The sequence below is a fragment of the Sphingobacterium detergens genome (genome assembly GCF_003610355.1).
Taxonomy (GTDB): Bacteria; Bacteroidota; Bacteroidia; order Sphingobacteriales; family Sphingobacteriaceae; genus Sphingobacterium; species Sphingobacterium detergens.
Map to the genome: position 1 here is coordinate 282,504 of NZ_RAPY01000002.1, position 17,404 is coordinate 299,907.

Below are 17,404 nucleotides of genomic sequence, written 5' to 3' on the forward strand. Positions count from 1 at the left end.
TATAAAATGAAGAAGATAGTTTATTTTGGAATGATCATGACAGCTGGTGCATTGGCTTCCTGTGATAAATACTTAGATATACAACCTGTAGGGACAGTTATTCCTGCTTCTGAAAGTGATTTCAGGGGTCTGATGACAAGTAGCTACCTTGGTTTTCCAGCACATAAGTCCTACCTGTCTCTGCGTACCGACGAATTGATTTTGGACGAAAGTTCAACAGATGCAGCAAGAACTAAGGATATCTACCTATGGAATGATCAAAATCCCGATCCGACAACGATTGCCTATCCCTATTTGGCATTTTACAATAGTATCTTCTATGCCAATCAGATCATCAGTACGATCGATGAGAAACTGGGAAGCAGTGCAAATGTAGATCAGATCAAAGGTGAAGCTTACCTGATGCGTGCCTATGCGCATTTTGAGCTACTGAATTGCTATAGTGAGGTTTATTCGCCAGGCAATGTAGGCTTGCGTGGAGTTCCGTTGTCGACCAAAATCGACCTGGAACAACGTTTTGTTCCGGCAACCATAGGTGACTCGTATACGCAGGTGCTATCAGATATGGAGAAGGGGACGGCATTGCTTACGGTAGACGATCAGGCCAAAGGCGTAAATTACCGCTTTAGCAAGCGCGGGGCTTACGCAATGGCATCACGTGTTCGCTTGTATCGTGGAGAATGGCAGGCAGCAATAGATGCGGCAAAACAAGCTTTGAAAATAAATGATAAGTTGGTAGATCTCAATGTTGGAGGAAGTTTATTACCCAATGATTTTGAGTCTGCCGAAATCATTATGGCGTTGGAGAAAGTATCTGTTCCGGGGGTACGTACCAGTTCTTTTATTTCATCAGCACTATTGGCGAGTTATCCAGAGGGTGATCTGAGAAAGGGACGTTACTTCCAAAAAAGTGGTGGCGACTATGTATCTCTTAAAGGCGGAGAAAATCGCTTTAATGTCAGCTTTAGAAATGCGGATCTTTATCTGACAATTGCAGAATGCAATGTGCGTTTAGGAAATACGGCGGAAGCGCTAAAATATCTGTCCGCATTGAAGAAAAACAGATTTACAGCTGATGCCTATACACAGCAAGTCAAAGCTGATGCAAATTTGCCCAAAGAACAATTGCTGGATGCTGTATTACTTGAACGTAAACGTGAATTAGCGCTCGAAGGTTTGCGTTGGTACGATTTAAAACGTACAACAAGACCTGCAATAACACATGCGAGTTTTGGTAGAACAGTGACCTTGCAGCAAAACGATCCGCGTTATGTGATCCGTTATCCACAGGAAGCGATCAATAATAATCCAGATCTATTAAAATAAGGTCAATTTTTTTAAATCCTTTATATATTAATCCATTTTCTTTCTTAGGAAATGGATTTTTTATTACATTCAACCCATGGGATGGAATATATTGATTGTCGAAGACGAAGACTGGGCTTTTGTAGGCTTAAAGGAGATGTTGACAGACCTTTATGGGGACAGCACATTGACATTTACCAATACAAAGGAGATCCAGGAAGCGGTGAAGACCATCAATAAACATCATTTTGACCTGATCTTTATGGATATCCATCTGATGGATGGACTGAGTTTTGAAATATTTAAACAGGTATCGATTGATGTGCCGCTTATTTTTACAACTGCCTATGAACAATATGCATTGGAAGCCTTTCAAAATCAAGGTTATGCCTATCTGTTAAAACCTTTCGATGCAGAGGAGCTAGCGCAGATCATGAAACGTATTGAGCCACTATTACCCAAAGCTGAGTTGCGTCTAAAGCAACGCTTTCTGGTGAAGTATGGTAACTTTTTAAAGTCCCTGGCGATTGCCGATATTGCCTACTTTATGGCAGAAGATAAAGAACTGTATGCGGTGGAAAAAGAGTCAGGTGTAGCCTATATTATTGAAGATAGTCTAGTCCACTTGGTGACTCAGGTAGATCCATTCGTTTTTTTTCAAATTAATAGAAAATTTCTTGTTCGTATTGATTCCATTCAGTCTATGTTAAAAATAAGTCGGAATAGAATTAAATTGGAACTAATTCCCCAAACTCCAAAGGGAATTGAAGTAATTGTTAGCGAAGAGCGTTCCCCAAATTTTCAGCGCTGGCTAGATCAATAATAATTTGTTAGCTTGCTTACCATCAGCTTGTTGTCCTGAGTTGTTTCTGTAATTGTTTGATTTTTAGTAATTTATTTTTTTATAAAAAATGTATAGTAAATTAGTATAGATTGTATTATATTTGCGATCTGATAAAATCTATCAATTTAGTAGATTTTTAAACACACTATGTTTCGCCATGTTTTTTGGTAAAATAATTACATTTAATTTATTTATTTTCTATATATTTATTATACTTAACTCATTTATTAAATATCCTTAATATGCACTCAACATTCAAATACATTCCTATTGTAGCATTAGCGTTGTCTAGTGCCAATATGAATAAACTGTATGCACAGCAACGTTCCATTCAGGGGAAGGTGACCGATGCCAATACTGGGCAGGCACTTCCTGGCGTAAGTGTGCGTGTATCTGATCAAAATAAATCTACACTGACGAACGCTAAGGGGGAGTTTGCGATCAGTACCACTGGTAAAGATGACCCGTTCCTGGAGTTTTCTTTTATAGGTTACGAGTCGCAGCAACTGAGAGCCACCGGAGGTACTATCTCTTTGGCTTTGAAACCATCAAGTACAGACCTGGATGAAGTCGTGGTGGTGGCTTATGGTACATCTAAAAGATCTAATATTACTGGTTCAGTGAGTACCGTGAGTAGTAAAGCGATTGAGAACAGACAGGTTTCCAGTATCTCCAAGGCATTGGAAGGTCAAGTTCCCGGTCTACAATCTGTTGCTTCATCTGGTCAGCCAGGGACGGATGCGACAATTCGTATTCGTGGAATTGGTTCCATCAACGCATCAAGTTCTCCATTAATCGTATTGGATGGCAATCCTTATGCGGGGGATATCAGTTCTATTAACCCAAATGACGTTCAGTCTATATCGGTATTGAAGGATGCGGCCTCCAGTGCACTCTATGGTTCACGGGGAGCAAATGGTGTGATTATTATTACGACTAAATCCGGTAAAACTTCGGGTGACACAAAAATTAACCTCAATTTCACACAGGGGTATTCAGGCCGGGCAGTTAGTGATTATGAGCAAGTGACAACAGACGAATACTTCCAATTGTATTGGGAGGCCTTGCGAAATAAAAATTTGAGCAATGGTTTGAGTGCTTCACAGGCTGCGACAAATGCAAGCAGGACTTTACTGGTCGATCTGAAAAAAAATCCCTATGGTAGCAACTTTCCGCAACCGGTAGGGGTAGATGGGAAACTAGTTCCGGGAGCCAAAGCGCTTTGGGATGATCCTTGGAAAGACGTATTGCAACGGACTGGTGTGCGCACACAAGGTGATTTAAGTTTTAGTGGTGGCGGTGAGAAAAATACCTATTATATTTCGGGGGGATACCTTAATGACCAAGGGATGGCTATTGAGTCTGGATTTAAACGGTATAATTTGCGCGCGAATATCGATAGCAAAGTCAAATCTTGGTTGAACGCCGGTGTCAATATAGCGGGGAGTAGCACGTTTCAGAAGTACCCACAATCCGAAGACAGTAATACAGCGAATATAATTAACTTTTCTCGATTGGTTCCTTCTTTTTATCCCTATTATGAACGTAAAGATGATGGGTCTTATGTGGAAGAGAATGGAAAAAGAGTGTATGATTTTGGGGCATATAGACCAAGTGCTGCCTCGCCACGTAATAATTTAGCAGCCACTTTGCCATTAGATAAGAACGATATCCGTAGGGAAAATATTTCAGCAAGGGCATATTTAGAGGCTTTGTTAACAAAGAATCTGAAATTGAAATCTACTTATAGCCTAGATTATATCAATTCTAATACACATGATTATGCGAATCCTTTATATGGATTTAGTGCTGAAACATTCGGTTCTGTGGGACGATCAAGTGTACGGACAGTAGGACAAACCTGGAATAACATATTGACCTATGAGAAACAGTTTGGCTTACATCACCTTAATGTATTGGCTGGACAGGAATATTATGCGTTTAATAGTAGCAACATTAGCGGTAACCGTAGTTATTTTGTATTGCCGGGATTTTATGAACCAATTGCGGCTTCGCAACTGGATGGTTTTACCGGTTCAAGTGTTGATTATAAACTATTGAGTTTTCTAGGTCGTTTAGAATATAATTACGATAACAAATATTACTTCTCTGGTTCATTACGGACAGATGGCTCGTCTAGATTTAGCCCAGAGAAGCGGTGGGGAACATTTTGGTCCGTCGGGGGATCGTGGAAATTGAAACAAGAAGACTTCTTAAAAGATAACGGCACAATTAATCAATTGACTCTCCGTGCGAGTTATGGTGGTCAAGGGAACGATAATCTGGGGACTTATTTCGCCTATCAAGGACTCTATACGATTGCCAATAGTCTTGGTAAAGGGGGAACGTATACAGGGAGGCTGGCGACGCCGGATCTGAAATGGGAGACTAATCTGAACTTAAATGTTGGCGTGGATGTTTCGGCTTTCCAAGACCGGGTTTCGTTGACAGTGGAATATTTTGACAGGAGAAGTAAGGATTTACTGTTTACGATGCCGATGGCTCCGTCCACAGGATATGTTGGGTATGACGCGAATATAGGTGCGGTGAAAAATACCGGTATAGATGTGGATATCCATACGATTCCTGTTAAAAATGATAATTTTAGATGGAATCTGGATCTCAATTTCTCCCATTATAAAAATAAAATTACGTCGCTTCCGGATAATACAAAGCCAATTATCAGTGGTACCAAAATTCTTCGTGTAGGAGGGAGCGTCTTTGATTTTTATATGCCTGAATGGGCTGGTGTGAACCCTGAAAACGGATTGCCACAATGGTATCTCGCTGATAAAGATGGTCATAATACCGGCGAGAAAACTTCTAAATATAGCGATGCGGGAAGCTTTGTTGCAGGGAGCTCACTCCCTGATATTGTAGGAGGTCTTCAGAATAGCTTTACCTACAAAAATTTTGATCTGTCTGCGTTATTGAGCTTTAGCCTTGGAGGACAAATATTGGATAATGACTACATTCAATTGATGCATAATGGTAATAATGCCGGTCGTGCCTGGTCGAAAGAGATATTGAATCATTGGACGCCGGAAAATACACAAACAGATGTCCCTAAATTAACGACCGATGCCACAAACTGGACTTCGGCATCCACGCGCTTTTTATATAGCGGAACCTATGCACGCCTTAAAAACGTAAGCTTCGGTTACAGTCTCCCCGGAGCTTTATTGAAGCGGATTAATATCGATAAAATACGAGTTTTTGCCACTGCCGAAAATCTTTTGACATTTTATGGTCACAAAGGTATGGATCCCGAGCAGACTGTAAATGGTAATACATATTTCCGCTATCCGGCGATGCGTACAATCTCTGGTGGTATACAGCTTGTGTTTTAAATCAGTTGAATGCTTAAAGTAAATAATATTATGAAAATCACGAAAATAAAACTTGTCTATATGCTTTTGGGGCTTTCCTTCATAAATACATCTTGTAAGGATAAGCTCGATACGGTGCCTACGACGGCGGTAACCGAAGAGCAGATTTATAAAGATACACGCGGTGTCGCAACAGTTGTCAACGGTACATGGAAATACTTAAATGATACCTATTTTACTTATGCTAATCCGGGGTATACGTCCATCATGCGTACAAGTGACGCAATGGGGAGTGATGTAGCGGTAACAACCAAATATGGCTATCGCGATGCGTATGGCTTTACGGAATTAGATAATCGTCGGGCTTCTCGGGTATCATATTTTTGGACTTTATTTTATAAGGTAATTGACAATACCAACAATGTGATTGCCAAAGTAGATGGGGTAACTGGGGAGGTTGCGGAAAAAAACTTCTTAAAGGGACAATCAAAGGCATTGCGCGCATTTGTTTATCTTAATCTTGCTTCGTTCTATCAGTTTAGTTACCTAAAAGACAAAAGTGCGAAATCAGTGCCGATTTATACTGAACCAAGTACCCTACAGACAAAAGGTAAGCCCAGAGCGAGTTTGGAGGAATTATATCAGCAGATATTGAAAGACTTAAAAGACAGTGAGGTGCTGTTGGCTTCGGCTACAAAGGTGGAAAAATATCAGATCAGCATAGATGTTGTTTATGGTCTTCTCGCCAGGACTTATTTACAGATTGGCGAATGGAAATTAGCAGCTGAATATGCAAATAAGGCAGCAGCCGGACATAATCTAATGAGCGGGTCGGATTATCAGGCCGGATTTAATGATGCTCAAAATTCAGAATGGCTATGGGGGCATTTGCAAACTACTGAGCAGAATACAGCTAGTTATACTTTCCACTATATTGATGTTTCTTCTTCTGCCTCATATTATTATAGTTTTATGGCTGATCCATATTTTAAGGATCTATTTGATAAAGATGATGTCCGCTATGCGCTATTTGAATGGGATGGACTGAAAGGCCGAGAAGGATTTTTACGCTATAAGAAGTTTAAAATGAAGACAAATCAAATTGGTGATATTGTGTATATGCGCTCAGCTGAAATGTTGCTAATTGAAGCTGAAGGTTATGCGAGAGCAGGAGAGATAGAGAAGGCGGTAGCTGCTTTGAACAAACTGCGACAAGCACGGAATGCGAAGTTGTTTGAAGGAAGTGATAACGCGAAACTAATTGCGGAGATTTTGATTGAACGCAGAAAGGAGCTTTGGGGAGAGGGGTTTGCATTATCTGATATTATTCGTACGCAAGGTAAGGTTACAAGAAAGGCTTTTTTAAATGATAAAGGAGAACCGATACAGGTGCAGGTTGTTGACGAAGAAGGGAAAACAAAATTGGTCGATGGACAAGGCCATCGGGTGATCAAATTCTCCGACGGTTCTAACTTTGTGAATAATAGTCCATATTATCTATTTGCTATTCCCAATACAGAATACGAACAGAATCCAAATTTGTAAGAAGTTAACTCATTGTTGGATTATTCATAAAAAAACAGGCATATCTTTATAGGTCTGTTTTTTTATGAATAAATTTCGGAGTAGCTATTTGGAGCCGTTATAGAAGCGTTTTGTCTTTTGCTAATAGTAAAGTCCTTTGCGCTTACTTTTCCACATTATGTTGATAACTGTGTTGAGAAACTGTTTAAAAGAAAATACCCGGTTATTAACAGTACTTATTAACATTATGTTGATAACCCTTCTTTTTCTTTGTCTTCTTGCTTTTGTTCAGCCAGATAATATATCCTGTGATTGGAAGGGAAGCACAAAAAAGACTGGCGATAAAAGCAATAATCTTTGTTCCCAAGCCACCGATACTGCCGGTGTGGATGTCATAATTGAGCGATCCAAGTTTATCTCCGAACCGCAAGTTGTCACCGCTTTTGATTTGTTTTAAACTGGCCTCTTTTCTGTCGAAATATAACCAGTTAAAGACACCGCTTCGTTTTTCGTACCTTCTGATTTGAATATCGACTTCTTGCTCTGTTTCTTTTTTCAACCGGATGGAAAGCATTTCGGCCTGCGGATAATTTTTGAGACTATAGTGCAGTGCATTGTCCTGAAATTTTTCGTAAGCTAAGGGGATTGGTGTCGGGACAGCTAGCGTTTTAGATGTCGCTTCCTGTTGAAAAAGATTAAATGTAGCGATATAGGTCTTTTTGAATCCCGGAAATGCGAATGCCAAACCTGTAATAGCAAAAGCCAGTGCAATAAAAAGGCTATAGAAGCCAATCACATTGTGCAGATCGTGATTTAACCGTTTCCATTTAACTTTTGTGTCTACCCAAAAGCTCCTGCGGAGATTTTTTCCCTTCCATTTTTTCGGCCACCACAATACAATCCCGCTCAATAGAATGACAATAAATAGCGCTGTAGACCAACTGACTAAAGCATGACCATATTTTTTTCCCAGCAACAAATTGAGATGGAGTTGTAATACCAGTTGAAAAAACTCTGTCTTTGTATTTTCAATGTGTTGCACCTTACCGGTATAAGGATTGATGAATACCCTTTTATAATAACGAAAGTAATTCCAATGGCCAAAGGCCGTCTCATCTGTTTTCATGGCACGAAATACCCAGGTTCGATCTTTCGCGGGATAGAGGTCTACACGGGAGATTTTCTGCCCCTTGTCCAGACTATGCTGCGCATTGTGCAGTAAGGTGCTTAACGGGAGTGGGGGCAAAGAGCTATCAACCGGGGCTATAAAATACTTTTCAGGATAAGCCCATAGTTTGAGCTCATCCTGAAAGGTATATATACATCCCGTTATACTTAAAATGAATACAATAATGCCGGTGATTATCCCGAGCCATTTATGCAGCCAAAGTATGCTCGACTTGATCATCTAAAATTTGTAATTGATATTAAAGGAGGCCATCATTCCCTGACCTCTTACGTATTCCTCATTTAGCGCACGGTATTGACTTACAACTGGGTAGTAGTTCTTATTGAAAAGATTTTCAACGCCTAGTCCCAATGACCATTGTTTGTTAATCTGATAATTACCATTTAAGTTAAAAAGATCTACTGGTTTAACCGGCCCCTCGCTGTTTTTATATACGCCTTTGTCGTTAGGCAGGAAACGATCGCGTGCGCCCGTATGCACCCAAAATAATTGGAAGGTTAAAGGCTTGATCGGTGTATAATAGACATATCCGGTTGCTTTGATCGGAGAAATACGCGAACCATTGAGGTAGGATTTCGTGCCGTCTTCTTTTTTCGATTTTCCCTCCACATAAGCATAAGTTCCACCTACAGTCAGTTGCGGGCTGATGGTTGCACTTAGGGCTACTTCATATCCATAGACATCCTCGGGAAGTCGTTGTGGCATCAGATAACCACCAATGTCTACAAGTTCCACACCCATTTTTGAAGTACTATAATAGTAGGAAGCAGATAATTGGAAAATACTGTAGTTGCTGGAAAACCCGATTTCATAGTTATTGGTAATGATGGGATCTGTTTTTAGACTATCTAGGTCGTTGTCGGTTGCCCTGCGGACAATGCGGCCAAGTTCATTGATGGCAAAACCCTGTGAAAAGCTTATGAAAGGGTTAAAGAACGAATATTTATTATAACGGAGACCAGCATTGAACGTAGCTCCTTTATACGGTATTTCGCCACCTTTAACAGCGATGCTACCCGCATTGTCCGGACCTGTAGCAATGGTGTTAAAATCTTTTATTTTAACGGTTGCATTTTCATAACGGACCCCACCTTTGAAAATTAGATTTTCTAGGAAATCAATCTTTACTTGGGCATAAGGTGCCACGTTGAGCATATTCATATAAGGAATATAGACTCTACCATCCGTCAGGTTTTGATCCGTGACATCATTTAGGAGATCAAGTCCGTAAGTGACATCCGCGTTAGAACCAAATACTTGAAAAGGCGTGTTGAGATTGATACGCAATCCTTTTTTCTCGGAGTTGATCTGTGTTTGGCCGGGACCATACCATGCCGATGCTTTTTCAACATAACGATTCATGGATCGAAAGGTGTTGTAATAGGCCGATGCAACGAGAGAAGTGGAGGCAAAAAGATTATTTTTCGTATACGTCAGCATCGCATTGTGGTTGTAAGGCGTGCCGGCAGGTTTGCCGGGATCATCTCCTTTTACTCCGATAGTCGGGGATTGTCCATAGACACCCGTTTGGCTGATGTATCTGTTGTGCTGGTTGCTTCGATAAAAATTATATACAGCGGATAGATTGGAACTGTTATCGATGGTGTAGCCAAGTTTGAGGAATGCATTGTATTGATAGGTATTTGAAAGACCATCTGTCTGACCGAGGGCTGTTCCATCACCATCGCGCTGAAGACCCACATAATCCGCCGATCCGCTGACGGTGTAATCCCAGCTGTTTTTTCGGCCATATAATGTTTGGGCGGCACGATAGCCCAACGTTCCGCCACTGTTTATAGGATTGAAGGTTGTTCTCAGGCTGGTAATTCCTTGGATAGGAGCTGAATCTTTTGCTGGATTGCGCGTGATGTAGTTGATAATCCCGCCAGCTGAGCCATTTCCATAGATGGAGGTTGCTCCTTTAATAACTTCCACGCGTTCAATAACACTGGGATCAATAGTGCGTAGATCGCGCTGCCCATTCATTAATGGTGTGGATTGTGGGATCCCATCTATTAAAACCAGTACAGATCGCCCGCGTAAAGTCTGACCTGAATTGGTTGCTTTGTTGGTAGCCGTACCCAGTCCCGGAATTGTATTGCCAAGTATTGTTGAAAGATTGGTGCTGATCTGGCTCTGTGCCTCGATCTCTTTTGTTGTTAAAATGGATACCGAGGAGGGAACTGTAGAGATACTTTCGGCTTTACGACCAGCGGTAACAATAATCTCGTCTAAAGTCTGTGTTGCATTTAACTGAAATAGGATAGGACCGCTGACCGTATCTAAACTCACCATTTTTTCAAGGGCTGAGTAACCGGTATAGGAAACACGAAATTGAAGTGGGCCATTTGTCGGTACTTTAGCGAGATAAAATTGCCCCTGCTGATTTGAGTAACCAATGTTTTTCCCATTGAGCCTGATATTAGCTTGAGCCACTGGTTGATTTTCTGTATTTTTAACGAGGAGAGATAACTCTTGTGCATGTAACTGAGTCCCGAGAAGGACAAGGCTTCCTGCTGCGAACATCATATATCGTGTTCTATTCTTCATGGTAGTTTATTTAGATCAAATATAAATTGATGCAAATATAGAATATTTAATTTTTCTTCATCTAAAAAAACTGCTATTTTTTTCGCTTAATATGCTCATCCAGCGGCTGTCTCATTCACAAAATCACCAACTATAAATAAGAATACAATTTGGAGGAGCTTTCTCGATCACCATGAATATTAAGGAATAGAGGAATGTTTTGCCATCGTATAGGGGCTGTAGCAAAAAATCTGTTCGATGTTGTTAAGCTGTTCGTTTTATTTTCTTTATTTTGAGTACATATTTTGTTTACGATTTATTGATATAGGATGGCTATTTTAGCAATTCATATTTCCATAATTAAATAGGTAGATGGCTGCTTCAGATCACAATGATATACAGTTGAAAACGATTTCTGTATTTCCATTATTATTTTTATCTAGTTTGTTATACACGAAAGTTTTAGCTCAAAGCAACCAGAGGCTAAAGTTTGAATCTGTAGAAGCCATGCGTGCATACTTTAAGTATGCTGAAGGAAAGAAAATCATAAGCGGTCACCGCGGGACGATAGAAGATGGTCTTCCTGAAAATTCTATTGCGGCTTTTGAGGCTGTGTTACGTAAGACTCCAGCAATTTTTGAAATAGATCCACGCTATACGAAAGATAGTGTTGCGGTATTACTCCATGATGCAAACTTGGAGCGGGTGACAAATGGGGTCGGTCGGGTGTCGGATTATACATGGGCTGAATTGCGTGCACTTCGTCTGAAAGACCATGCTGGAAATATGACTAAATATCCTATAAATACCCTAGATGAAGTGATTGAATGGGCAAAAGGGAAAACCATTTTAAATCTCGATAAGAAAGATCTACCATTGTCGGCAACCGCAGCTATATTGCGAAAGCATAATGCATATAGCTGGGTTTGGGTAACCGTACATAATGTTGAGCAGGCGGCCTACTATTTGGCTCAAAATCCGGATCAGTATATGTCTATGCATATCAAAGATCAGTCAGCCTTAGCTAAATTTAAAGATTCGGGATTACCTTATGACCGGATGATCGTCTATATAGGTCCTGAGTTAAAAGAATCGAATACAGAAATGTATCGCTTTTTTAATGGGAAAGGGGTGATGTGTATGATTTCGTCAGCGCCAACTTATGACAAGTTAACAAAGAAAGAGGAAAGAAAGGAAAAATATAGGGCGATATTCGCCCAGGGTGCATCTATTCTTGAATCTGATTTACCAATGGAGGTGGCAGATGCAATTGATTAATCCAATTCGACGTTATCAGCCAGAAAATTAAAGTATTTTGGTGATTCCTCTTCAAAAATTTCCTTTCCTTCCATCATATAGGCGCGAAGAAGGTATTCTTGTGCAGATTCGGTATTGGCTGTTTCCAGGTAACACTGTCCTAATCGTAGCATGATAAAAGGATTTTCATAAGCATTTTCGATGATATTGCCTTTGGCATTTTCAAAGTGTGGAAGTGCATTTTCGAAGTCATCCTCTAAGAAATAAGCATCTCCAATGGAGGCTTCCAGCCAAAGACTTTCAGCGTGGACATTTTGTGGGCTAGGGATTAAATTGAGCGCCTCAGTCCATACCCTAATTGCTTCGCGAAAGTTCTCTTCATCACAATAAGCATTACCTTCTTCACTCAGTTGGTCGATTTTATCTAATATTTGATCATCCATGGCATTCTTTCTTAATGGTCTTTTACGAAGTTAGGAAATAATTGGAAAAAAAAACACCTGAAATCTTAAACTTCAGGTGTTCAAAGGGGTAGAAAATACTTTTTTATTTATTCCACCATACTTTGGTGTTGATCACATCATCTCCTTGTTGCGCCAGGGCTGCTTGATAATTTGATCTATTTGTACTTTGTTCTTTCAATGGATACACCAAACGACTTGGTATGGCATCGCCAACTTCGGGATTAAAGGTATAGGTGACGGGTTTGCCATCGATAGTTCCGCTCCAGGTGACATCTCCTTTTTTGATGAGAAATAGTGGATAGCCTGTTCTTCTGATTTCTGACCAAGCTTCTATGCTCTGATTGAAAAGTGCTAAGTATTTTTGGGAAAGCACATGCTCTTTATTCGCAGCTGGCAGTTTGCTGATATAGCTATTAATATCTTCTTGCGATACCCCCCACTTTTCTAGCGAAGCGCGTATTCCTTTCTCATAATTAGTTTGATCCCAATTGTTATTTTCTGCCAAGAGGAATGCTACTTCAGCGTATTCCAGAAGAACCTCGCCATAGTCAGCCGCGTTGATCGCGTCACTTGGTAAAGATATTTTATCCACAGGGAATAGATTTCCGGCGGCTAAAGGAAGCCCATACGGCTGGCCGAAATAGGTATTTCCTGAGGATGTTGGTTTTGCGAATTTAGACAAGCGAGGATCTACAATTTTAAAGGGGCCACGTGTACCCTGAAGGGCCTCTATAAGTACATTTGAAACGGCGAAATCTTTTCGGTTGGCTGTCACTGTGGCCCGGAATAGTGGTGCTTCATTGGGTGGAGTTTTAGAATATTTAAATACGGCATTATCGCTGTTAGCGGTAAATACGCCTTTCTTTATCGCATCGGCAATATGCGTTGCTGCCAATGCAGCATCTTTTGCCTTAATGCGATTGGCTATCCGTAACCGTAGTGAATTGGCAAATTTTGCCCAGCTGGCATTGGATCCCTTGTAGATAATATCAGCGGTGCCAAATGTGGTTGCTGTTGTATATTTCGTTAGGGTATCAGCCGCTTGTTGCAGTTCGTTTAGAATATCTTTATAGATTTTTTCCTGACTTGCATATTTAGGCGTTAAGTTGTCTGGGTCCTGTTGCAGGGCTTCAAAATCAGCATCTTTATTTCCGTAAGACTCATAGGGAATATTACCAAAAACATCGGTTAATGATTGAAAAGCATAAGATTTAAGAATTCTTGCAATCGCAATCTGGTTCGCATTGGAACCTGCTGTTCCTGCTGCGGCGATGGCCTTAGTCTTTTCATTTGAATTGAGTTTTATAATTTCATTCAGATTATTGAGCGATTTGTAAGTTGCCGTCCAGTAATTATCGGAATAACTCGTTGGTATTTGATAACGCGATTGATCTGTGTATATATTTTGGGCAAAATATTGTGAAAATAATTGTGCTCCACGTAAACTGACCTCTTCGCTTCGTAAGGCATTAATCAATTGCTTTTCGGCCGTTACCAAAATTGTCGGTGTTGTGACGGTGGCGGGACGGTTAGGATCTGTATTTATCTCGTTAAACGTAGACTTAGAGCATGATGTAACAATAAGTGAAGCACCGATTACTGAAGCATATAATATAGTTGATATTTTCATTTTTTTTAGAATTTAAGGTTTACATTAAAACCGTAAGTAACAGGAACAGGGATATTACCACCTTCAATACCCTGTACATTACCGCCACTGGAGGTGAATTCAGGATCAATGTATTTACTCTTGGTATAGATATTCCAAAGATTACGGCCATAGACATTGACCCCAATATTTTTAATGACTTTGGCATTGGCTAATTTGAAATTATAACCCAGCGTCACTTCTCTCAGTTTAACATAAGTGGCATCAAAAATGGAAAAAGTGGTCGGACCATTGTACTCATTGCGCGCCCATTGCTGCGCTGTAATATTGGTGGTATTTTGTTGAACGTTCTCAACGGCATATGTACCGTCGCTGTGGAATGTTACATCGCCTTTGACACCATCCAAAATAACACCCGTTTCTCGGATATTATTAGCCGCTGTTTTGTCCAGGATGCCTGAATACATACCAACTTTATAGGTTTGGGAGAAAAATTTTCCGCCAACACGACCTGAGACCAAAAATCCTAAGCTAAAGTTCTTGTAGCGGAAGCTATTTTGAAAACCAAAGGTGAAATCAGGAAGAATAGATCCCAGGGGTACCAATTGGGAGGTTTTCATGTAAGTTCCATCCGCCTGAACAACACGTTGTCCATCTGCTGCATATACAAAGTCATAGCCTAAAAATTGTCCATAGGACTCGCCTTCACGTGCGACTAATTCAACTAACGAATTACTTAAACTCAATGTATTTACCTGATCGTCTAATTTGATCACTTTGTTTTTGTTTTTGGCCCAGTTAATTGTAGCGTCCCAAGTAAAGTTTTCATTTTTGATTGGCGTACCATTAAGAACAATTTCGAGACCTTTGTTATTAATTTTCCCCGCATTAAATACTTTGCTTGCGTATCCAAAAGACGAAGAAACAGGAACAGGAAGGATTTGATTTCTAGAATTATTGTTGTAGTAGGTTATATCAAATCCTAAGCGATTTTTGAACAATTGCACGTTCAGACCTGTTTCCCAAGAACTGGTAATTTCAGGTTTTAAATTAGCATTTGGTTTAATACTCGGGAGGCCATATGAAGCTTGCCCTTCATATGATTGCTCAGGTTCATAGACCTTATACAGTTGATAAGGATCTGTGTCATTCCCGACTTGGGCCCATCCTAAGCGTATTTTTCCGAAACTTAGCCAATCCAATTGTTTGAATGCTGCTAATTGACTAAAGACAAAACTACCTGTTAGGGAAGGATATATAAAAGAGTTGTTATCTGTTGGTAATGTTGAAGACCAATCATTACGCACTGTTCCATCTAAGTAAAGCAAATCATTATATCCTAAAGAAAAGCTTCCATAAACAGATGCAATGCGTCTGTGATATTTAAAGTTGTCAATTTTGACTGAATTCGCATTTTTTAGATTGTAATAATTTGGAATAATTAGACCTCCTTGTGTAATAGCATAATCTTGCTTGCGCTGCTGGTCACGAAGATTGGCTCCGATATTTCCAATGAGTGAGAATTTATCCCAGTTTTTTTTTGCTGTAGCTAAAAATTCATAATTATATTCGTTTAGTTTATTGCTTGTCTCTTCATATTGTGAAGTGCTGCGAGAGTATACAGCGATACGGTCCTGAGATTGGAACGAATAAATATCGCCATGTACTTTAGCTCCTAAAGAAAGCCAGCTATTCAAGTCATATTGTAAGCCAATATTTCCATAAAAGCGGTCTCTATTATCTTCCATATAAGACTCGTAAGCAGACCAATAGGGGTTATCGATAAAGCGCGTTGCTTCTGCTGTAGGTGTATTTTGCCATCCAGTACGATTCCATGCTAATGGAGTTCCATCTTCACGTTTATAATTTTCCAATAACTTGTAATCCACTTGTACAGCTCCCCATTGGAATGCCTCGAGGATAATATTTCTGTTGGATGCACCTGTCCATGGGCGGCCTACGGATGCGTTACGGATATAGTTGAAATTAGAATTGATTTTCAATTTGCCCAGCTGCGTTCCTCCGGAAAAGTTAAACGTATTACGACCTAAACTAGAATTTGGAGTTGTTCCTTTTACATTTTTGTTCGTGTAGGAAAATCGGTAATTTGTATTTCCACTATTGCCGGCGATAGCAAAATTATTGGTATTGGCTACACCAGTCCGAAAGAAATAACTGACATCATTTTTTGGATAAAGCCATGGCGACGGATTCAGGTAATTGGATTCGTCTTCAGGGTTTAAATTATACCACTGTAAGACAGGTGTACCATCGAGTTTAGGACCCCAGCTTTCATCTGCAGCATAATCTACGATTTTGTAGTCTGTACCATTGATATTTTGCGTTTGAAAAGCAGTAGAGTAACCCTGACCGTATAAATGTTGTCTTTTCGGAAGCCGAACAATATTCTCAAAATCAACACCAGTGTTTAACGAAATATCTATCTTTTCCCCCTTTGATGCACGCTTTGTGGTAATTAATATAACACCATTAGCGGCTCTCGAACCATACAAGGCAGCAGCCGACGGACCTTTTAATACGGAGATGTTATCGATATCGTCAGGATTGATATCTTGTATCATATTACCGACGTCTTTGCCTGCGCTTCCGTTTATGGTAGATGAGGAGTTTAAATCGGTGTTATCAATTGGAGTACCATCAACAACATACAACGGTTGGTTATTTCCCGCAATTGAATTGATACCCCGAAGCAAAACGTGGGAGGATCCGCCCATATTGCCTCCTGAAGTAGTCACTTGAAGACCTGCTACTTTCCCGGAAAGCGCACTGAGCGCGTTAGTGGGACGTGTTTGAAGTTCAACAGATTTGACTTCTTGGACTGCATATCCTAATGATTTCTTTTCGCGCGAAATACCCAAGGCTGTTACAACAACTTCATCCAGTTGGGAACTCGTTGGTGAAAGCTGGATTGTTGTGAGTCCGCCGGGATTGGTTTGGACAGTTTTGGAATCAAAACCAATATATTGAACCTGGATACTGATGGAATTACCACTTGATGGTAATTCGAATAGGCCATTTGCATCCGTTTGCACCTGTTTTTTGCTTATTATTTCTGTAATCGTTGCACCTTGAATTGGGCTGTTGTTGTTGTCGACTACTTTTCCTTTTATGGTGGATTGAGCGTATAGCGTGCCCGTGCTTAAACAAAGCGCTGCCAGTACGACAAAATCTATGTTGTTTTTTGCCATATAAATTTTAGTGATAATGAGTGGATCTTTTTGTTTGTGGTTATAGGAGATCGTTTGAATCGAACTGAAAAACATCTCCTAGAAGCATTCGTTTTACAGGTATATGTATTGCACTGATTTTCATGTGTTAAAAAATGTTAATGCA

10 protein-coding genes are annotated in these 17,404 nt (G+C 40.1%); 5 read left to right on the plus strand and 5 right to left on the minus strand.

The window, feature by feature from the left end:
• Window positions 1–6 precede the first annotated feature (6 nt).
• From DFQ12_RS13260 to DFQ12_RS13275, 4 genes are all read left to right on the plus strand, one after another.
• Window positions 7–1,326, plus strand: coding sequence for a RagB/SusD family nutrient uptake outer membrane protein (locus tag DFQ12_RS13260; RefSeq protein ID WP_120259544.1), 1,320 nt, complete (start codon window positions 7–9; stop codon window positions 1,324–1,326).
• Between the two features lie 76 nt (window positions 1,327–1,402).
• Complete coding sequence (locus DFQ12_RS13265) at window positions 1,403–2,128, plus strand: LytR/AlgR family response regulator transcription factor (protein ID WP_120259545.1); 726 nt, start codon at window positions 1,403–1,405, stop codon at window positions 2,126–2,128.
• A 263-nt stretch (window positions 2,129–2,391) separates the two neighbouring features.
• Window positions 2,392–5,499: a SusC/RagA family TonB-linked outer membrane protein gene (locus DFQ12_RS13270; RefSeq protein ID WP_208642547.1), complete on the plus strand. Its 3,108-nt coding sequence runs from the start codon at window positions 2,392–2,394 to the stop codon at window positions 5,497–5,499.
• Between the two features lie 30 nt (window positions 5,500–5,529).
• The gene (locus DFQ12_RS13275; RefSeq protein ID WP_208642548.1) at window positions 5,530–7,023 is read left to right on the plus strand and encodes a RagB/SusD family nutrient uptake outer membrane protein; all 1,494 of its coding nucleotides are present in this window, start codon (window positions 5,530–5,532) and stop codon (window positions 7,021–7,023) included.
• 205 nt (window positions 7,024–7,228) lie between these two features.
• On the opposite strand, the gene DFQ12_RS13280 is transcribed toward DFQ12_RS13275, so the two are convergent.
• Both DFQ12_RS13280 and DFQ12_RS13285 read right to left on the minus strand, forming a co-directional pair.
• Window positions 7,229–8,410, minus strand: a complete 1,182-nt coding sequence (locus DFQ12_RS13280) for a PepSY-associated TM helix domain-containing protein (protein ID WP_208642549.1) — start codon at window positions 8,408–8,410, stop codon at window positions 7,229–7,231.
• The gene (locus DFQ12_RS13285; protein ID WP_120259547.1) at window positions 8,411–10,741 is read right to left on the minus strand and encodes a TonB-dependent receptor; all 2,331 of its coding nucleotides are present in this window, start codon (window positions 10,739–10,741) and stop codon (window positions 8,411–8,413) included. It lies immediately after the preceding gene.
• A 351-nt stretch (window positions 10,742–11,092) separates the two neighbouring features.
• Between DFQ12_RS13285 and DFQ12_RS13290 the strand changes: the two genes are divergently transcribed.
• Window positions 11,093–11,998, plus strand: a complete 906-nt coding sequence (locus DFQ12_RS13290) for a glycerophosphodiester phosphodiesterase family protein (RefSeq protein WP_120259548.1) — start codon at window positions 11,093–11,095, stop codon at window positions 11,996–11,998.
• Here DFQ12_RS13290 and DFQ12_RS13295 read toward each other — a convergent pair.
• The 3 genes from DFQ12_RS13295 to DFQ12_RS13305 all read right to left on the minus strand — a co-directional run bounded on the left by DFQ12_RS13295 (window position 11,995) and on the right by DFQ12_RS13305 (window position 17,259).
• The gene (locus DFQ12_RS13295) at window positions 11,995–12,420 is read right to left on the minus strand and encodes a tetratricopeptide repeat protein (protein ID WP_120259549.1); all 426 of its coding nucleotides are present in this window, start codon (window positions 12,418–12,420) and stop codon (window positions 11,995–11,997) included. The genes DFQ12_RS13290 and DFQ12_RS13295 overlap by 4 nt on opposite strands.
• Before the next feature lie 103 nt (window positions 12,421–12,523).
• Window positions 12,524–14,071 carry a SusD/RagB family nutrient-binding outer membrane lipoprotein gene (locus tag DFQ12_RS13300; protein WP_120259550.1) on the minus strand — a complete coding sequence of 516 codons (1,548 nt, stop codon included), beginning with the start codon at window positions 14,069–14,071 and terminating at the stop codon, window positions 12,524–12,526.
• Window positions 14,072–14,076: 5 nt separating this feature from the next.
• On the minus strand, window positions 14,077–17,259 hold the full coding sequence (locus DFQ12_RS13305) for a SusC/RagA family TonB-linked outer membrane protein (protein ID WP_120260007.1): 3,183 nt from the start codon (window positions 17,257–17,259) through the stop codon (window positions 14,077–14,079).
• Window positions 17,260–17,404 lie beyond the last annotated feature (145 nt).